This window comes from Erythrobacter sp. SD-21 (assembly GCF_000181515.1).
In the GTDB taxonomy this organism is placed as follows: domain Bacteria; phylum Pseudomonadota; class Alphaproteobacteria; order Sphingomonadales; family Sphingomonadaceae; genus Qipengyuania.
In genome coordinates this window covers 1-18,158 of sequence record NZ_ABCG01000010.1, presented here as the reverse complement: position 1 = coordinate 18,158, position 18,158 = coordinate 1, and the positions used below count along the sequence as shown (strand labels likewise).

Below are 18,158 nucleotides of genomic sequence, written 5' to 3'. Positions count from 1 at the left end.
AAGCGTGGGGAGCAAGATGTCGTGAACATACAGAGCGGATTTATCGAAAGCGAGTTGAGCCAGGAGATTGCCGAGGTCGGGGGGACCTATAGCTCGAACATTGAGGAGCATTCCGGCCTGTCCGGATGGTTCATGGCCAAATCGCTCGATGCAAAGGCCAAGATTGCCTCCTATTTCACCCTCGGCGGGCTGTCGGTGGTGTCAGCTGCTGGCCTCGTCAGCCTCTCCAGCCCCGCTGTGGCGAACATCGCCTGGTGGACGATCCTCACCGTCTTCGCCCTCTCGGTAGTCGGCGGCGTCCTCAGCCTGCGCTTTATCCTTGCCAATGTCATCGCCCCTTTCCGCCATGTGGCCTGCGAAATGGGACGCCTGGCTTCCGGCGCGCGGGACATCGATGTCGGCAACACGGCACGCCCCGATGAAATCGGTGATCTTTCGCGCTCGCTCGAAGTGTTTGCCAAGTCGGGCCACAAGCTCGACGAGCTCTTCGCGGGCCGTAAAGCGGCTTCGGAACAGCGCAAGCAGGAGCTGATGCTGCTGGCGGACAGCTTTGAGAAGACCGTCGGCGACGTGGTCGGCGGGGTTGCCGCCGCTTCGAGCCAGCTCAACGCCACCGCGAGCTCCATGGCCCAAGCAGCGGAGCAGGCCTCCGGCCAGGCGAACGACGTCAGCCACGCCATGGAGCAGGCCTCGGGCGGGGTCACCGCAGCCGCGGCCGCTTCAGACGAATTCGCCATGTCGATTGGCGAGATCAGCCGCCAGGCCTCGCATTCGGCGGAACTCGCCCGCAAGGCCTCGGACGATGCGGAAGGGGCCGACGAGACCATTTTCGCCCTCGCTGCTTCGGCCGAACAGGTCGGCCAGATCGTCCAGCTCATCCAGTCGATCGCGCAGCGCACCAACCTGCTCGCATTGAACGCCAGCATCGAGGCTGCGCGTGGCGGCGAAGCGGGCCGCGGGTTTGCCGTGGTGGCCAGCGAAGTGAAAGAACTCGCCGCCCAGACCAGCCGCGCGACGGAGGAAGTCGCAGAGCAGATCCAGACCATGCAATCCTCGACCGGTGCCAGCGTCAATGCGCTGCGCTCGATCGGCGACCAGATCAAGCAGCTCGAAACCACGGCCATCTCGATCGCCAGCGCGGTCGACCAGCAGTCGGTCGCAGGTCAGGACCTGGCGCGCAGCATCGACCGCGCCGCGCAGGGCACGGACGAGGTTTCCACCCACCTTTCGAGCATGCGCGACACCAGTATGGCGGCCGGAGCCGCCGCCAGCCAGGTGCTGTCCTCCTCGAGCGATCTCGAACACCAGGCGACGACCCTGCGCGACAAGGTCGACGAATTCCTGTTCCACATCCGCGCGGCGTAATCTCCCGCGCGCGCTAGCAGGGGGCGGCCCGGCGTATAGCCGGTGCCGCCCTTTTTTCTATTCCCACCAATAGGGCAGGCGGCGGTCGTCGCCGGTTTCGACCTCGTTCATGGTCCGCGCATCGTAGAGGCGGCCGCCGAGCATGACCTGCGCTATATCGTCCGAGTTCTGGATATCCTCGGCCGGATCGGCGGTCAGCACGACGAGGTCGGCCAGCTTGCCCACTTCGAGGCTGCCGATATCCTGGACCATGCCAAGCGACTTGGCCGGTTCGATCGTACCCGCGCGCAGCGCCTCCACCGGGCTCATGCCGCCACGTACGAAGCTCCACAGCTCCCAATGCGCCGCGATGCCCGCCTGCTGGCCATGGGCCCCGATGCTGACCTTCACGCCGCGCTGGGCCAGCTTCTTGGCTTCGCGCGCCGCATTGTCATCGACAAAGGCCCATTCGGGAGCCGTGATGCGCCGTCCGGTTTGGGCCAGCAGCATCTTCGGCGGCGTATGAACGAGCAGCGGATTGTCGAACACGTCGGTCGCCTGCCGCCAGTAGGGGTCGGCGGCCAGTCCGCCATAGGTCACGGTCAGCGTCGGCGTGTAATTCGTATCCGAACCGCCGAACATCTGCAGCACGTCTTCGTACATGACATCGACCGGGAGATTGTGCTCGACGGTGGAATTGCCGTCCGCGACGAGGTTCATGTCCATGCCGAAGAGCGAGCCGCCCTCAGCCACCACGAGCATGTTCTCGGCCCGCGCGGCGGCCACGACCTGCTGGCGTTGCTCGCGCCGGGGCTGGTTATAATTTTTCACGCTGATGCCGCCCTGCGCCTTGATCCGGCGGACATGGGCGAGCGCATCCTCGTAGCTGTCGATCCGGGCATAGACGCTCGGCGCCTTGGCCCCATAGATGATCTCGCCAGTCGAGAAGATGCGCGGGGCGAGCAGATTGCCCGCCTGCTGGCGTTCGGCCGCTGCGAAGATCATGCTCGCCGAAGACGAGGGATCGTGCAGCGTCGTGGTGCCCATGGCGAGGTTCTGGACGAGCGACCAGTTCTGTTGCGGGATCAGGTCGCCCACCCCTTGCGCGCCATGCGCATGGGCATCGACGAGGCCGGGGATGATGGTCCGCCCGCTGGCATCGACCACTCTCGCACCCGAGGGAACCTGGACCGATGCCGCCGGTCCGATCGCGGCGATCCGGTCGCCTTCGATCAGGATCGTGCCGTTCTCGATCGTGGCCGCGCCCTCGCCCGCCATGGTGTGGATGCGCGCGCCGGTGATGGCGACCACGCCGCTGCGCTTGTCGGCGCGGATCGTGCGCGCCAGCGAAGTGCCGCGGTCGGGCGGCGTGAATTTCGGCGCTTCGTCGCCCGGCGCGCTCGGCGTAAGCGCGGCGGTGCTGGCGCGGTAGAGCACGGGGCCCATCGACCAGTGAAGCGTCGAACCGTTGTCGGCCCAGCCGATGTAATCCGCCCCGCCCTTGCTGACCTTTGTCACGGGCAGCGAGCTTGCTTTCTCGCCAACGGTAACCGTCTGCCCGCCGGGCAGCAGCGGCATGGCGAAGACCTCGTAATTCTGCCGGAAGGCCACGTAGTCGCCGCGCGGGCTCACGCGGAAATCATTTGCGAGATCGCCCTGCGCGTGGACGCGGCGCGCCTCCCCGTCGAGATCGGCGGAGATCAGCTGCAGATTGCCCTCTGCTCGCGCGAGCATGAAGATGCGGTCCTCGTCCGCGCCGAATTGCGGGGTCGACGTCTCGCGCGCGACAAGGCGCGGCGTGCCCCCGCTAGCGGAAACCGAATAGACCCCCTCGTTCTCCGAATAGGTCGGCGAGGTCAAAAAGCCGCCGCCGCGCTTCTCGAAGACGATGGTGTCGCCATCGGGCGAGAATTGCGGAACCGCGTAGTGCCCTTGCTGGCGGGTGATCACGCGCTCGTTGCGGCCGCGGGCATCGACCGTGACGATGCGGCCAAGTCCGGCATCGGTCCAGCGCACGAAGGCGATCCGATCCCCGTCGCGCGACCAGGCCGGCCACAGCTCGAGACTGTCATCGCTACCGGAAATGAGGCGGCGGGGCGCGGCATCGCTGCCCACCGGCTTCACGTAGAGCTTGCCGAGGCTTTCGAAGACGACCGTACGACCATCGGGCGAAACGCTGGCGAAACGCGGGATTTTCGCGGTGAAACTGTCGGGTGCGACATCGATCACCGGGTGCGGCGCTTCGGCCACCATGCGCGTGTCGGAGATGCGGAAGGGGATGACATCGGAGCCCGAGCCATCGGCAGCCACGCGGTTGAGCTTGCCGCCCGCCCAGACGACCATGCTTTTCCCGTCGGGCATCCAGTCCATCATCGGATAGACGCCGTAGACCGCCCAGGTCTCCTGCAGGTCGAGGTCGAGCGCGCCGTAGATCATGCGCTCTTCGCCGGTCGAGAGGTCCTTTACCCAGAGCTGCGACTGGTCCTTGTCGCGGCGCACGAAAGCGATGCTCCTGCCGTCGGGCGACGGGACCGGGCGCACCGCGCCACCATAGCCCCCGACCGCCGTCGTCACTTCGCCGGTGTCGATGTCGTAGCGTTCGATATTGAAGATGCCCTGCGTCGAATCCTGCGCGTATTCGAAGGTCGCGCCGGGCGTGATGTTGCGGGTGTAGTAGATCGCGTTGCCGTCGGGCGCGTAGATCGGCTCGCCCAGCTCCTTCTGCACCGCTTCGCTGGCGCGCTTGACCAGTTGCACGCCGCCCCCGCCCGAGACGTGGTAGAGCCAGATTTCACCCGTGCCGGCGCTGCGCTGGGTGGTGAAGTGCTTCTTGGCGACGATATAGCGCCCGTCGGGCGACCAGCTGGGCTGGTTGAGCAGGCGGAAGTCTTCCATGGTGACCTGCTGCTTGTTCGAGCCATCGGTATTCATCAGCCAGATGTTGTCACCCCCGCCACGGTCCGAAATGAATGCGATGCGCGAGCCATCGGGCGAGAAGCGCGGCTGGATCTCCCACGCCAGTCCTTCGGCGATGCGCGTGGGCGTGCCGCCGGAAACGGGCATGGTGTAGATATCGCCCAGCATGGAGAAAGCCAGCGTGCGACCATCGGGCGAGACGGCGACATCCATCCAGGTGCCTTCGTCCGTGTCGATGGCCACCTCGCGCATGGTCGCGCCGCGCGGAGCGGTGATGTCCCATCCTTCGTCCTTCGCCTCCTCGCCCGCTATCGGCACGGTTGCCGGGGCGGCATCGACCGCCTCGCCGCTGCCTTCCGGCGGCAATTCGTCCTGCGAGGCGTCGACCTCCTGCTCCTCGACCGGATTGGGGCTCGGTTCAGGCTCCTGGTTCTGCGCGAAAGCAGGTGCGGAACCCGCGCAAAGCACGAGCGCGAGGGCGGAAGCGATGCTGGTTTTCATGTCTCTTAGCTCTCCCCTAGAGAATTGCTGGGAGGCTTAGACCGACCAGCGCCGGATTGGCAAACGCCCAATCGACGAACGCCTAACGGGCGCTGGCACGCTCCACCAGCCGGACGGGGACGCGGCGCTCGATCCGCTCGCCCTCTCCCGCCAGTGCCGTCTCGACTAGGAGGCGTCCTGCTTCGGCAAAGTCCGGCTCGACTGTGGTAAGCGGCGGATTGCTGAATTCGCCCGAGCCGAGCCCGTCGAAACCGACCACACCAAGCGTACCCGGCACGCTGATGGCGCGCGACGACAGTTCCTCCAGAGCGCCCAGCGCCATGGCGTCGCAGGCGAAGAAGAGACCGTCGAACTTGCCGCCGCCATCGCAGAGCTGGCCGATCGCGTTGCGCCCCTGCGACACGCGGTCCTCGCCTTCCGAAACGATTGGATCCTGCGGCTGCAGTCCGGCCTTCTCCATAGCGCTGCGATAGCCTTCATACCGTTCGCGAAACTGTTTCTGCGAGGAATTCGGATCACCGACGAAGACGATGTCCTTGGCGCCGCCCTTGATGAGCCGCTCGACCGCGATCCGGCCGCCATCGAGATTGTCGGACCGTACCCAGACCGCATCGTCGAAGGGCGAGCCCCAGAACGCGATGGCGCTGCTGGTGCTGGCGACCTCGCGAAAATAGTCCCAAGCGGGGGTGTTGGTCGCCGTGCCGATCACCACAACGCCATCGGCCTGCCGCCGGCCGACATAGTGGCCGAACAATTCCTTTTCCTTGGCCTGGAAGGAAACCAGCGCCTCGTAGCCCCGCTCGGCCGCGGCGGCGCAGGTGCTGCCCAGCAGACTGTAGTAGAAGGGATTGATCGCGGCCGGACCCTGCCCGTCGCGGCCGATCACGACGATGGCGATTGTCCCGGTTTCGCCCTTGCGCAGGCCGGCGGCGCGCATGTTGACGTGATAGCCGAGTTCGGCGGCCGCCTGCTCCACGCGGCGGCGCGTCGCCTCTGTGATCGTTTCCGAACCGGACAAGGCACGGCTGACCGTCGACTGGCTCACCCCTGCGCGCTCCGCCACGTCGATCGACGTGACCCTTTGCGGACGCCCGTTACCCTCTTTCGTCATGGCATCTCCTCAAGACCCTTCTCGCCCTAGCCGATGGATCGAGACAGTGCGAGTATCATCCGGCAGTCGATGCTGCCTTGACCAGCGATCGGTCAAACTCAGTTTCACCTCGCAACTTACACTTTGCATGCAGCGCGGCTTAGGTTAGTCTCGCCCGCATGGGTGAGAGACCAGCAAGCAACCGAGCCACCGATTTCGACGTCCTGATCGTCGGCGCTGGCATATCCGGCATCGGCATGGCCGCGCATATGAAGGAAAAGGTGCCCGACCATTCCTTCGCGATCGTGGAGCGGCGCGAGAATCTCGGCGGGACCTGGGACCTGTTCCGCTATCCCGGCATCCGCTCGGACAGCGACATGCACACGCTGGGCTTCGATTTCGAACCGTGGAGGCACGAAAAGTCGATCGCCGACGGGCCGGCCATCCTCGACTATCTTGAGCGGATCGTGGACGAGCGCGACATCCGTCGCCACATCCGCTTCGATCACAAAGTCGTCGCCGCCGACTGGCGCGGGGCCGACGCGCGCTGGCATGTCACGCTGGAAACCGCCGACGGCGAACGCAAGATCCTGACCGCCAACTGGCTTTATCTCGGCTCGGGCTATTACGATTACGACGAGCCCTACGATCCCGGCTTCGATTTCGGCGCGTTCGAGGGGCAGGTGATCCACCCGCAGTTCTGGCGCGAGGATCTCGACTACGCAGGCAAGAACGTGGTTGTCATCGGCTCGGGCGCGACGGCCGTAACCATCGTGCCTTCGATGGCAGACAAGGCGGCCAAAGTAACCATGCTCCAGCGCACGCCCACCTGGATGTTTTCGCGTCCGGCGAAGGACGGCTTTGCGAATTTCCTGCGCAAGGTGCTGCCCGAAAAGCTCGCCTATCGCATCACCCGCTTCAAGAACATCAAGCTGCAGGACATCGGCTTCAAGCGCGCCCGCGAAAAGCCGGAAAAGGTCAAGCAGTTCCTGCACAAGAAGATCACCAAGATCATGGGCAAGGACTATGACCTTGCGCCCTTCACCCCGCCCTACAATCCGTGGGACCAGCGCCTTTGCCTCGTGCCGGACGACGATCTCTTCGAAGCGATCAAGTCCGGCAAGGCCGATGTCGTCACCGGCCAGATCAAGGCCTTCGAGGAAGGCGGCGTGCGGCTTGCCGACGACCAATTCCTTCCCGCCGATATCGTGATCACCGCGACCGGGCTGAAGCTGGCCGTGGCTGGCAAGATCAGACTCTCGATGGAAGGCCAGCCGGTCGATCTCGCGCAACGCTTCTATTACAAGGGCTGCATGTTCTCCAACGTGCCGAACCTTGCGGTTGTGTTCGGCTATCTCAACGCCAGCTGGACGCTGAGGGCTGACATCAATTCCGATTACGTCTGCCGGGTGCTCGACCTCACCAAGCGCATGGGGGTCGATATCGCCGTCCCGGTCCTGCCCGAAAACCACGGGCTGGAAGAGGACGACATCTTCGATTTCTCCTCGGGCTATATCCAGCGCAGCAAGGCGATCATGCCGAAGAACGCGGTCGAATATCCGTGGCGTCTCAACCAGGAATACGTCCTCGACCGCAAGCGCATGGCGAGCGACCCGGTGGACGACGGCATCATGGGCTTTCGCCGCAAGGGAGCCAACGCGCGCACCGAGGATGAGAAGCTCGAAGCTGCAGAGTAGCTTTCCGCTTCCGGCCCCGTTACGAGCATCGGCATGACTGATCGCATCTACACCGCCGGCCTCGTCGTGATCGGCGACGAGATCCTTTCCGGACGCACGCACGACAAGAATATCGCGCAAGTTGCCAGCTGGCTCCAGGTGCAGGGCATCCGCCTCTCCGAAGTGCGCGTGGTGCCCGATGTGCTTGGCAAGATCATCGAGGCGGTGAACGCGCTGCGCGAAGGCTATGACTACCTTTTCACCACCGGAGGGATTGGGCCGACGCATGACGATATCACTGTCGATGCGGTATCCGAAGCGCTCGGCGTGCCCGTGATCGTCCATCCCGATGCGCGCGCAATCCTCGAGAAATACTACGCCGACAAGGGCGGGCTCAACGAGGGCCGCCTGCGCATGGCGCGCACGCCCGAAGGCGCGGAACTCATCCCCAACCGCATGTCGGGCGCTCCCGGCATCCGTATCGGCAATGTCCACCTGATGGCCGGTGTGCCGCATATTACCGCAGGCATGCTCGATGCGCTTACCGGCACGCTGGAGGGCGGCGCGCCGCTGATTTCGGAGACGGTGGGCGGTTTCATCCCCGAAAGCGAAGTCTCGACCCTGTTGCGCGAAGTCGAGAAAGCGCATGAGAGCTGCCAGATCGGCAGCTACCCCTTCTTCCGCGAAGGACGCGTCGGGTCCAATTTCGTCATCCGCTCGACCGACCGCGCCGAACTCGACGCCTGCATGGCCGCGCTATGTGACAGGCTGGAGCGGGCGGGCTTCGGCTTTACCCACGGCGGAATCTGACCGGCCCTTGCGCGCCAAGGCAGCGGGACTAGCTTCGCGGGTCGATGCTCTGGCTTCTCGTCCTCGGCCTGATTGTGGCCTGCGCCCTCCTTTTCCAGCGCCTGCAACGCGCGGAGGAACGTCTGTCGCATCTCGAGGAACGGCAGGACGAACAGGCCTGGCGCATTCTTGCGCTGGCGGGGACCGAGGCGGCCTCCGCCCCGCAGCCGAGCGAGCCAGCCCCGCCCGAGCTGGATAGCGAGCCGTCACCTCAAACGCCTGCGGTCACGCTGCGCCGGTTGGAAGAGCCAGCGGAGGTGTTCGATCCCGGTCCACCGGAGCCCGAGCAGCAGCCGGAACCGTCTGCTGCGACGGGGCCGACGGTCGAACCGGCCACCGCGCGGTTCCGCTTCGACTTCGAGGAAATCTTCGGCCGTCGCCTGCCCATCTGGGCGGGAGGTATCACGCTGGCGGTCGCGGGCGTATTCCTCGTGCGCTATTCGATCGAGCAGGGCCTCCTGACCCCGACGGTGCGCGTGGCCCTGTCGTTCCTCTTCGGCACTGGCCTCCTGGCAAGCGCGGAGCTGGCCTATCGCTTCGAGGACCGCGTGCGCGACGAGCGCGTCCGGCAGGCGCTTGCCGGGGCCGGTCTCGCGACGCTCTACGCCGCTTTCTACCTCGCCGGGACCCAATACGCGCTGATCGGCCAGACCTTCGCCTTCCTCGGTCTCGCGGGCGTTACCGCGCTCGCCATCTTCCTGTCTTATCGCTTCGGGCTCCCGAGCGCGGTGCTCGGGCTGGTCGGAGGCTTCGCCGCGCCCGCGCTTGTGGGCGGCGAGGATGCGAACCTCCCCATGCTGGCGCTCTACCTCGCGCTGGTGACGGGCGGGCTGACCCAAACCGCCAACCGCCAGCACCGCTCATGGCTCGGCCTCGGCGCGCTCGCGGGCGGGCTCGGATGGGGCGCGCTCCTGCTGCTCGGCGGCGATTACGCTTTTGCGGATATCCTCGCGCTCGGCCTCTATTTCATCGTCCTCGGCACGCTCGTCCCTGCCTTGCTCGAGATCGAACGGTTGGAGCAGCCCATACGCCTTGCTGCGGCAGGGCTTGCCGGCTTACAGCTTGCCGTGCTGATCGATGCCGGAGGCTACCAGCCCCTCGCCTGGGGGCTCTACATGCTGCTCGGCGCGGCGCTGGCGTGGTTCGGCTGGCGCAGACCGGACATGCGCGCGGGCAGCACCATGGCCGCCGTCATCGGGATCGTCCTGCTGCAGCTCTGGCCCTCGCCGGAGCCGGTTTCCTTCGCGCTGGTGGCGGCGAGCCTCGCTGCGCTTTTCGCGGCGGTCCCGCTCGCCCAGCTGCGCTGGAAGGACGGTGGCGCGCTCGAGGCCCTGAGCGTCGCAGGGGTCGCGCTCGCAATCGGCCTCGTGACGCTTTGGACCTTCGAGACCTTCGATCGCGATGCGCTGCGGTTGTGGGAGGGGTTCGGCCTGATTGCCTTGGCCGCCCTGCCCGCCGCTGCCGCCCTCGTTCTGTGGGAGCGTAAGGTGAAGGGCGAACTCGCCGCCAACCTCGCCAGCGCCAGCCTGCTGGCCTTCCTTGCGAGCGTCTGCCTGCTTCCCGATCCCGCCATGCCCTTTGCCGCCAGCGCAATTGCGACGGGCCTCGCTGTCCTGTTGCGCGAGCGAGCGAAGGACAGTCGCTCGCTTTTGGCCCTCCTTTGGATGGGGGCCATCGGTACGTTCCTGACCCTGCCGATCAGCGACGCGCGCCTCACCGAGATCGAAACGCTGTTCGAAGGCCTCGGCGAGGCATCGATCCTGTCCTTCCTGCGCTGGCTGGCCGTCGCCTTGCCCTTCGCCGTCATGGCGTTCTTCGGAGCTGCAGGCCGTCGCCGGGCCGTCGCGGAGTTCCTTGCCGGGCTGATCCTCTTTGCCGCCCTGGCGCAGGTTCTTTCCCCCATCGTGCTGGTCTGGGTGGCGGCAGCGCTGGTGGTGGGCCTGTGCATCGGCTTGCCGGAGCGCTCCTTCGCAGCGCTCGCCCTTATCGCCTGTATCGCGCTGTGGGCGCTTTCTCCCATCGGGGAGTGGCTGTCGGGAGCGACGATGGCGCTCGGCAGCGAGCCTATGCTGGTCACCGACCTTCCCCGCTTGCGCGAGGTGCTTGGCTTCATCCTTCCGCTGGCCATCGCGCTCGGGACAGTGCGCGTGCAGCTACCGGCGTTTTCGAAACGCGGCCTGCCGCTGTTCTGGATGGCATTGCCGCCCGCGCTTCTCGTGGTCCACACGCTGTTCAAGCAGCTGTTCCGGATCGACTCCCTTCCGCACTTCGCGGACATGGGGCTGACCGAGCGGACCGTGTGGCAGGCCCTGCTGCTCTGTATTGGCTGGGCTGTCTGGGCGAGATTGAACGACCGCGTTTTCGCGACCCTGTTCGCGGCTGCATCCCTCGCGCATTTCCTGTGGTTCACCGTGCTGCTTCACAACCCGCTGTGGGACCATCAGGCCGTCGGCTCCGTGCCGATCGCCAACCTCGCCTTCGCCGCCTATGCGGTTGGCATCGCAGCCTTGCTGTCCGCGCGCCGCTGGTGGCCGGAATGGCGACGGTTTACCGACAGCGTCACGATGGTGCTCGCGACGCTTGGGGCGATGACGCTCCTGCGCCAGGGTTTCGCAGGCACCTTCCTCGATACGCTGCCCATGTCGCAAACCGAGGACCTGCTGCGCTCGTTCGTCGGCATCCTGCTTGCGGTGGCCTTCCTGCTCATCGGCAGCGCGAGGGGCGAGCGGTTGTGGCGCGTCGGTTCGCTGGTGCTGATGACCGGCACCGTGCTCAAGGTGTTCATCGTCGACACTGCAGGCCTCGAAGGTCTCCTGCGTATCGCCAGCTTCGTGGCCTTGGGCGCGAGCCTGATCGGCATCGGCTGGTTCTACTCGCGCCAGCTGAAGGCCGTGCCTGCCGAACAATGAGAAAGGGCCGGGAGTTCCCCCCCGGCCCTCTCAAATCCTAGCCGTGTAGGAAAGTGCTTACGCGCTCAAGTAGCGCGAAGCGCGGTAGCGCAGATATTAGGCACCCTCGACTTCGCCGAGATCGACCTTGAGGCCGGGACCCATCGACGAGGTCAGCGTGACCTTGCGGACATACTTGCCCTTGGCGCCCGACGGCTTCGCCTTGACGATCGCGTCGGTGAGAGCCTTGAAGTTGGTCTTCAGGTCTTCGTCCTTGAACGAGAGCTTGCCGATGCCGGAGTGAATGATGCCCTGCTTTTCCACGCGGAATTCGACCTGGCCGCCCTTGGCGTCCTTAACGGCCTGTTCCACGTTCGGCGTGACGGTGCCGAGCTTCGGGTTCGGCATCAGGCCCTTGGGGCCGAGAACCTTACCGAGACGGCCGACGACACCCATCATGTCCGGGGTCGCGATCACGCGGTCGTAGTCGAGATTGCCGTTCTGCATGTCTTCCATGAGATCTTCGGCACCGACCTTGTCTGCACCTGCAGCAAGAGCCTTCTCGGCGTTGTCGCCCTTGGCGAACACGGCGACCTTGACGTCCTTGCCGGTGCCGCTCGGGAGCGAGACCATGCCGCGGACCATCTGGTCGGCGTGGCGCGGATCGACGCCGAGGTTCATCGCGACTTCGACGGTCTCATCGAACTTCGCCTTGTGCTCGCGCAGCGTGGCGATGGCCTCGTCCACGGTGTACAGCTTTTCGCTGTCCAGCTTCGCGCGGACCTGCTGGTTCTTCGTCTGCTTTACCATGTTCTTAGCCCTCCACCACTTCGAGGCCCATCGAACGCGCGCTGCCTTCGATGATCTTCATGGCCTGGTCGATATCGTTCGCGTTGAGGTCGACCATCTTGGCTTCGGCGATTTCCTTGATCGCGCTCTGCTTGATGGTTCCGGCCGAAACCTTGCCCGGCTCCTTCGAGCCCGACTTCAGCTTGGCAGCCTTCTTCAAGTAGAACGATGCCGGCGGCGTCTTGGTGACGAAGCTGAACGAGCGATCGGCATAGACCGTGATCACGGTCGGGATCGGAGCGCCCTTTTCAAGTTCCTGCGTTGCGGCGTTGAACGCCTTGCAGAATTCCATGATGTTGACGCCGCGCTGACCCAGCGCCGGGCCGATGGGGGGCGACGGGTTTGCGGTGCCTGCGGGCACCTGCAGCTTGATATAGCCTTCGATTTTCTTGGCCACGATTGGCCTCCTTTCACACTGTCGGCCGCCTCTTTTGAGCTGGCCTCATGTTGAGCGGTCGAGCGGCTTGCCGTGAGGCAGTCCTCCCGCGTGGAATCCCGAACTGTCGCTTGGGAAGGCGCGCACATAGCGATTCTGCCCGTAAATGCAAGCCTGCGCGCGCCTTGTAGGACGCCATTTGGATTGGCCCGGCGCAGTCCCGACAGGATGGAGCGGGTGGAGCACGGTCTTGCGGCAAAATCCAGTCCGTCGGCCATGCGGAAATGAGCGGGCGTCGGGAAGCAAGCGAGGCGAGGCAAGGTCATACCTCCACCCTATTCGCCCGGGCCTGCGTAGGAAAACGGATGACCAGCGCAAAGTGCGCTTCCTTTTTTTTTCTCGAAGCGTTAACAAATGACCGGTAAGAAATTCGGGACTTTTCAAGGGGGACGCCTTCATGTTTCGTATCGCCATCCAGGTGAAGGAACTCATCTCCAGCAACGTCACCAGCGCGATCGACAGCGCTTCGAACCCGGCCAAGATGCTGGCGCGCCTGCAGCGCGAAATCGAAGAAGCTCTCGTCAGCCTGCACGGTGAAGTATCGAAGGCCCGCCGCCAGAAGGACCGGCTCGAAAACGAGCTGACACAGGCCGAACTGCGCGAAGCCGACTGGTCGGACAAGGCCCAGATCGCCATGGACAACGGGCGCGAGGACCTTTCCCGCCAGGCATTGTTGGCTCGCGAGGATTGCCGCGCCGGCATCGAGCGGGTGAAGCAGGATATCGACCGCCTTTCCGCCGACATCACCGAAATGGAAGCGGCCACGCGCGAGCTCGAGAACAAGCGCGAGGACGTGCGCCAGCGCCACGCGGGCCAGACGGCTGCCGATGGCAACGCCAGCGGCAGCGTTTCGGGCAGCGGCTATGCCAGCCGCACCGAACGCCGCATGGACCACATCGAAACGCTTGAAAAGCGCACCGCCTTCGCCACCGAAGACAGCGCGCCATGCCGCGGCAACGCCTCGGTCGAACGCGAGATCGAGGAAATGCGCCGCAACCGCAAGATCGAGGACGAACTCGCAGCCATGCGCTCGAACGAAACCTCCGCGCCGGCGAAGAAACCGGCAAAGAAGGGCGGAAAACGCAGCAAGGCCGCGTGATCGCCACGAGATCGAATGATAGGGCGGTGCCGGAAGGTGCCGCCCTTTTTCGTTGGCGCGGCAGAACGGGAGAGATTCGGCCATGATCAGCGACGACCGGCAGCGTATCGGCTGGGGCTATTTCATCCTCCAGATGCTGACCATCGGCGTTGTCTATTTCGCCTGTTCCATTCCGGCAGCGGCGATCTGGGGCGAACTCGACGCGAATGGTCAAGCCACCATCAGCTCCACCGGCGCGGCCGTTTCGGTGGCATCGAGCATGGTCGGCGGCCTGCTTGTGGCATGGCTGTGGCTTCGCCGCGACGGCGCGCTCGCGCAGGCCTGGAACCTCCGCACCCCGCCCGAAGGCTGGCCCCGGACCCTTCTCGTCGCCGTGCTGGCAACCGTGGCGATCATCGGCTGGTTCACACTGGGCGCCATGCTGGCGGAGACGGTCGGATTGGCCGTTCCGGACGTTGAGGAGGTGCTGGGCTGGGTCACGCAGAGCCGGTTCCATTTTATGCTCTGGATCGTGCTGGTCGCCCTGTTCGCCGCCGGACTTGGCGAGGAATTGCTGTGGCGCGGCTATCTCATGGACCGGCTGGAACGGCTCCCCGGCCTCGCCGGCAAGGCGTGGCCGATCATCATCATACAGGGCGCGCTGTTCGGCCTGCCCCACGCCTATCAGGGCTGGGGCGGCATGATCATCACCGGCGTGGTGGGCCTCGGCCTTGGCTGGTTGCGCTACAACCGCGGGGGCAACCTGTGGGCGCTGGTTCTGGCGCACATGGCGGTCGATGTGATCATGATGAGCCTCGCCTATGCCGACCGCCTGAGCACCCTGCCGCCGACCTGAGCTCTTTTCGCGTAGGCAGCGCCCTATCAGGAACCCCGGATCGAATTTTCGGTTTGTGAGTCCGGGTGGGACTTGTCGGCCTCGTCAAACTAGCGACGGGCATCGTCTCCGCCATCACGGCCGTGGTCCTCTTCCGCCTGATCCCCACGCTGGTCGCCTTCCCCTCTCCGGGCCAGCTTGCCGATACGAACGAGCGCCTGCGCGCGGAAATCGAAGCCCATAAGCAGGCGCTCGCCTCGCTCGAGGCGCAGGTCGCGGCCCGTACCGGGGAGTTGAGCGATCTCAACGCCCGCCTCTCCGTGCAGGCGCGCGAGGCGGTCCACCGCAGCGCCAACCTCCTGTCCGTCGTCGGATCGCTGACCAAGCAGAGCGCCCGCGAGCACGAGCGAACCGAGGATTTCATCGACACGCTGATGGGCCGCATCCGCTCGCTCGCCATGGCGACCTCGACGGTCATGCGCGGAAGCGAGGAATATTCGGGCGATCTGTTCGCCGTGGTGCGCGAGCAGCTCGAACCCCTGATGCTGGCCTTTCCCGACCGCGTCACCTTGTCGGAGGAGCGGATCGCCATCGCCCCCGAAGCGGCGCAGCAGATCAGTCTCGCCGTGCACGAACTCGCCACCAACGCCCAGAAATACAGCCTTGCGGAAAACGAGGCGGTCCGGATCTCGGTCGACTGGGCGGTCAGCGGCCATGGCGAAGAGCAGGTCTTCACCTTCGAATGGCGCGAAACATCCTCCGGCGTTGCGACATCGGAGAATCGACCGGAGGGCGAAGGCTTCGGCCTGAAGCTACTGACCCGCATCGTGCCGCAGATGCTGCGCGGGGAAGCGACACGCACGCTGGACGCCGGGCAATTGCTCTATCGGCTTAGCGCGCCCGCCTCCGCCGTGCTCCCCGATCCCGGAGATCACAAGTCGAGTCAGTTTGCCGCCCGACTGGTCGACGACACTTTCGGCATGTCCTGAACCGAGCAGCGCCGGGCCACCCGCGCCGACCCGGATAGCGGATACGAAAAGGGGCGCCGTCCGGTCAGGATTGCGCCCCGTTTCGATAGGCCGGAAAGGCCGGTCTTACTTGACCAGTTCGACCTGTTCGAATTCGAGCTCGACCGGCGTGGCGCGGCCGAAGATCGAGACCGAGACCTTGACCTTCTGCTTGTCGAAATCGAGTTCCTCGACAAGGCCGTTGAAGCTGGCGAAGGGCCCGTCGAGCACCTTGACCTGGTCGCCGATCTCGTAATCGACCGAAACCTGCTTCTTGGGCGCGGACTTGGCTTCTTCCACACCGCCGAAATAGCGCGCAGCTTCCTTATCGGAAATCGCCTGCGGCTTGTTGTTGTTGCCGAGGAAGCCGGTCACCTTGGGGGTGTTCTTCACGAGGTGGTAGACGTCGTCGGTCATGTTGAGCTTGGCCAGCACGTAGCCGGGCATGAACTTGCGTTCGATCTGGACCTTCTTGCCGCGCTTCACTTCAGTGACGGTTTCGGTCGGGACCTGAACCTCTTCGACGCCTTCGGACAGGCCCAGGCGCTCGGCCTCGGCGATGATCGAATCGCGGACCTTGTTCTCGAAACCGGAATAGGCGTGGATGATGTACCAGCGTGCCATGTGTTCTCGTTACCCTTTTGAGGTCAGGCCAGCGTCAGCAGCCAGCGCACCACGGCACCGAACAGCGAATCGACGCCGAGGAAGAAAAGCGAGAGGATGATCATCATGATGAACACGAAGATCGAGATCCGCACCGTTTCCGGCCAGGTCGGCCAGACGACCTTGCGGCCTTCGGTCTGGACCTGCCGGATGAATTCGGCGGGGGAAGGCTTGCTGCCCCTGGCGACCTTGGTTGTCTTGTCGGCGTTGTCGGCCATGATCGGTATGCTCTCGCGAATGAACTTTGTGTCGCTTCCGGGATGGGGGCCGCGCCGCCCCGATACAAGGTCGGGAGGGGCTTTTCCTTCATCGATGTCGGAAGACGGGAAGCCATTTAGGCCGCGCGCAATAAAAACGCAAGCGGTGGAGACCGGCGCGATTGCCGCTTTCCAAGAGCCCCTTGCCTAGCTAGCGTGCGCGGCTTGAATTCGAGGGACGCTTGAGGGGAATACAAGAATGGCCGCTACTGAAGCCGGCTCGGTCAGCCTGATCGATCGCGTAACCAATATATCCGACTTCATCTGGGGCGGGACGTGGAACGGGGAAGCCCTTCCCTGGCTTTCCGTAGGCGGCCAGCCGATTCCTCCGATGACGCTGATCCTGCTGGGGATCGGCATGTGGATCATGATCGGCCTGCGCTTCTATCCGATCCTCAATCTGGGCAGTGCCTTCAAGGGCCTCTTCAAGAGCCGCAAGGGCGAAGGCGAGGGCGAAATTTCGCCTTTCGCCGCGCTCTCGACCGCGCTTTCGGGACAGGTCGGCACGGGCAACCTTGCCGGTGTCGCCACGGCCATCGCGCTGGGCGGACCGGGCGCGATCTTCTGGATGTGGATTACCGCACTCGTCGGCATGGCGCTGGCCTTTGCCGAAGGATCGCTGGCCATCCGCTACCGCGAAAGGACCAGCGACGGCGTCTATCGCGGCGGTCCGATGACCTACATCATGATGGGCCTGGGCAAAAAGTGGACCTGGCTCGCCATCGTCTTCTGCCTCGGCACGCTGTTCTCGGCGCTGGTGACCGGCAACTCGATCCAGGCCAACGCGATTGCCGACGGCATGAACGAATTGTTCGGCGTAGAAGAATGGATCGGCGGCCTCGTCACCGCAATCCTCGTGTTCATCGTCATCATCGGCGGCATCAAGTCGATCGGCAATGTGGCGGAGAAGGTCATCCCCTTCATGGCCGCTGCCTATATCGTGATGGCCGTGCTCGCGCTGATCCTCAACTTCGGCGACCTGCCGGCGACCTTCGCGCTGATCTTCGACGGTGCGTTCAACCCGCAGGCGGCCACCGGCGGCTTCGCCGGTGCCGCGATCATGCTGGCGATCCGTGCCGGTGTGGCCCGCGGCCTGTTCTCGAACGAGGCGGGCCAGGGTTCGACCCCGATCGCCCACGCGGTTGCGCAGACCAACGATCCGCAGGCGCAGGGCCGCATGGCGATGCTGGGCACCTTCATCGACACCATCGTGATCTGCACCATGACCGCGCTGGTCATGCTCACCGTGCAGGGCGATTTCACGGCCGGCGGCGAAACGGTCCGCCATGCGTGGAATTCGGATCTCGAAGGTTTCGCCATGACCAGTGGGGCCTTTGCCGCGGCGTTCCCGCTGCAAGTGTTCGGAGTCCCGATCGGTACGCTGATCGCCAGTCTCGCGCTGATCCTGTTCGTCTTCACCACGCTGCTGACGTGGAGCTATTACGGCGAGCGGGCGATCACCTTCATTTACGACCGTATCCCGGGATCGACCCGCGGCGGCGAGAAGGTGCTGCACATGATCTGGCGCGTGCTGTGGTGCGTGGTGATCTACCTCGGCTCGACGCTGGACCTGACGCTGGTCTGGCGCATGGGCGATATCTCCAATGCGGCGATGGCGCTGCCCAACCTGCTGGCGCTGGCGCTGCTGTCGGGCGTGGTGTTCAAGCTCGCGAAGGGCGACAGGACCGCAGGACCCACCCACACAGCCGTCACGCCCGAGGAGCCGGAGGAGTACTAGGCTCCTCCCACCTCACCTAGGGGCATAAAAT

14 protein-coding genes are annotated in these 18,158 nt (G+C 64.8%); 8 read left to right on the top strand and 6 right to left on the bottom strand.

Going from position 1 to position 18,158, the window contains the following annotated elements; all coding sequences use genetic code 11:
* The first annotated feature begins 21 nt into the window (after positions 1–21).
* A complete protein-coding gene (locus ED21_RS13415; RefSeq protein WP_006834472.1) occupies positions 22–1,365 on the top strand; it encodes a methyl-accepting chemotaxis protein in 1,344 nt (447 codons plus the stop codon).
* A 57-nt stretch (positions 1,366–1,422) separates the two neighbouring features.
* Here ED21_RS13415 and ED21_RS13410 read toward each other — a convergent pair whose 3' ends face one another.
* The gene (locus ED21_RS13410; RefSeq protein WP_006834471.1) at positions 1,423–4,761 is read right to left on the bottom strand and encodes an amidohydrolase family protein; all 3,339 of its coding nucleotides are present in this window, start codon (positions 4,759–4,761) and stop codon (positions 1,423–1,425) included.
* A gap of 82 nt (positions 4,762–4,843) precedes the next feature.
* Complete coding sequence (locus ED21_RS13405) at positions 4,844–5,872, bottom strand: LacI family DNA-binding transcriptional regulator (protein WP_006834470.1); 1,029 nt, start codon at positions 5,870–5,872, stop codon at positions 4,844–4,846.
* Positions 5,873–6,030: 158 nt separating this feature from the next.
* Here ED21_RS13405 and ED21_RS13400 point away from each other — a divergent pair, with 158 nt between their 5' ends.
* The 3 genes from ED21_RS13400 to ED21_RS13390 are packed head-to-tail and all read left to right on the top strand — an operon-like array spanning position 6,031 to position 11,285.
* A complete protein-coding gene (locus ED21_RS13400; RefSeq protein ID WP_006834469.1) occupies positions 6,031–7,548 on the top strand; it encodes an NAD(P)/FAD-dependent oxidoreductase in 1,518 nt (505 codons plus the stop codon).
* Between the two features lie 33 nt (positions 7,549–7,581).
* On the top strand, positions 7,582–8,337 hold the full coding sequence (locus tag ED21_RS13395) for a molybdopterin-binding protein (protein WP_006834468.1): 756 nt from the start codon (positions 7,582–7,584) through the stop codon (positions 8,335–8,337).
* A 44-nt stretch (positions 8,338–8,381) separates the two neighbouring features.
* Positions 8,382–11,285 (top strand): DUF2339 domain-containing protein, encoded by a 2,904-nt coding sequence (locus ED21_RS13390; protein ID WP_006834467.1) that lies wholly within the window; start codon positions 8,382–8,384, stop codon positions 11,283–11,285.
* 96 nt (positions 11,286–11,381) lie between these two features.
* Here ED21_RS13390 and rplA read toward each other — a convergent pair whose 3' ends face one another.
* Positions 11,382–12,074, bottom strand: a complete 693-nt coding sequence (rplA, locus tag ED21_RS13385; RefSeq protein ID WP_006834466.1) for a 50S ribosomal protein L1 — start codon at positions 12,072–12,074, stop codon at positions 11,382–11,384.
* A 4-nt stretch (positions 12,075–12,078) separates the two neighbouring features.
* A complete protein-coding gene (gene rplK / locus ED21_RS13380) occupies positions 12,079–12,510 on the bottom strand; it encodes a 50S ribosomal protein L11 (RefSeq protein WP_006834465.1) in 432 nt (143 codons plus the stop codon).
* A 436-nt stretch (positions 12,511–12,946) separates the two neighbouring features.
* Here rplK and ED21_RS13375 point away from each other — a divergent pair, with 436 nt between their 5' ends.
* The 3 genes from ED21_RS13375 (at position 12,947) to ED21_RS13365 (ending at position 15,451) form a co-directional block, all read left to right on the top strand.
* Positions 12,947–13,648 carry a PspA/IM30 family protein gene (locus tag ED21_RS13375; RefSeq protein WP_006834464.1) on the top strand — a complete coding sequence of 234 codons (702 nt, stop codon included), beginning with the start codon at positions 12,947–12,949 and terminating at the stop codon, positions 13,646–13,648.
* An 82-nt stretch (positions 13,649–13,730) separates the two neighbouring features.
* Positions 13,731–14,483 carry a CPBP family intramembrane glutamic endopeptidase gene (locus ED21_RS13370; protein ID WP_006834463.1) on the top strand — a complete coding sequence of 251 codons (753 nt, stop codon included), beginning with the start codon at positions 13,731–13,733 and terminating at the stop codon, positions 14,481–14,483.
* Positions 14,484–14,548: 65 nt separating this feature from the next.
* Positions 14,549–15,451, top strand: a complete 903-nt coding sequence (locus ED21_RS13365; RefSeq protein WP_006834462.1) for a sensor histidine kinase — start codon at positions 14,549–14,551, stop codon at positions 15,449–15,451.
* 105 nt (positions 15,452–15,556) lie between these two features.
* Here the strand turns inward: ED21_RS13365 and nusG are convergent, their stop codons facing one another.
* Complete coding sequence (gene nusG, locus ED21_RS13360; RefSeq protein ID WP_006834461.1) at positions 15,557–16,093, bottom strand: transcription termination/antitermination protein NusG; 537 nt, start codon at positions 16,091–16,093, stop codon at positions 15,557–15,559.
* Between the two features lie 23 nt (positions 16,094–16,116).
* Complete coding sequence (gene secE, locus ED21_RS13355; RefSeq protein WP_006834460.1) at positions 16,117–16,350, bottom strand: preprotein translocase subunit SecE; 234 nt, start codon at positions 16,348–16,350, stop codon at positions 16,117–16,119.
* A gap of 238 nt (positions 16,351–16,588) precedes the next feature.
* On the opposite strand from secE, the gene ED21_RS13350 reads away from it, so the two are divergent.
* Positions 16,589–18,127: a sodium:alanine symporter family protein gene (locus ED21_RS13350; RefSeq protein ID WP_006834459.1), complete on the top strand. Its 1,539-nt coding sequence runs from the start codon at positions 16,589–16,591 to the stop codon at positions 18,125–18,127.
* Positions 18,128–18,158 lie beyond the last annotated feature (31 nt).

Excerpts from the sequence above, each read along its gene's own strand:
- ED21_RS13410 (WP_006834471.1), bottom strand. The coding sequence starts at position 4,761 with ATGAAAACCAGCATCGCTTCCGCCCTCGCGCTCGTGCTTTGCGCGGGT.
- ED21_RS13405 (WP_006834470.1), bottom strand. The coding sequence starts at position 5,872 with ATGACGAAAGAGGGTAACGGGCGTCCGCAAAGGGTCACGTCGATCGAC.
- ED21_RS13400 (WP_006834469.1), top strand. The coding sequence starts at position 6,031 with ATGGGTGAGAGACCAGCAAGCAACCGAGCCACCGATTTCGACGTCCTG.
- ED21_RS13395 (WP_006834468.1), top strand. The coding sequence starts at position 7,582 with ATGACTGATCGCATCTACACCGCCGGCCTCGTCGTGATCGGCGACGAG.
- ED21_RS13390 (WP_006834467.1), top strand. The coding sequence starts at position 8,382 with ATGCTCTGGCTTCTCGTCCTCGGCCTGATTGTGGCCTGCGCCCTCCTT.
- rplA (WP_006834466.1), bottom strand. The coding sequence starts at position 12,074 with ATGGTAAAGCAGACGAAGAACCAGCAGGTCCGCGCGAAGCTGGACAGC.
- ED21_RS13375 (WP_006834464.1), top strand. The coding sequence starts at position 12,947 with ATGTTTCGTATCGCCATCCAGGTGAAGGAACTCATCTCCAGCAACGTC.
- ED21_RS13370 (WP_006834463.1), top strand. The coding sequence starts at position 13,731 with ATGATCAGCGACGACCGGCAGCGTATCGGCTGGGGCTATTTCATCCTC.
- nusG (WP_006834461.1), bottom strand. The coding sequence starts at position 16,093 with ATGGCACGCTGGTACATCATCCACGCCTATTCCGGTTTCGAGAACAAG.
- secE (WP_006834460.1), bottom strand. The coding sequence starts at position 16,350 with ATGGCCGACAACGCCGACAAGACAACCAAGGTCGCCAGGGGCAGCAAG.
- ED21_RS13350 (WP_006834459.1), top strand. The coding sequence starts at position 16,589 with ATGGCCGCTACTGAAGCCGGCTCGGTCAGCCTGATCGATCGCGTAACC.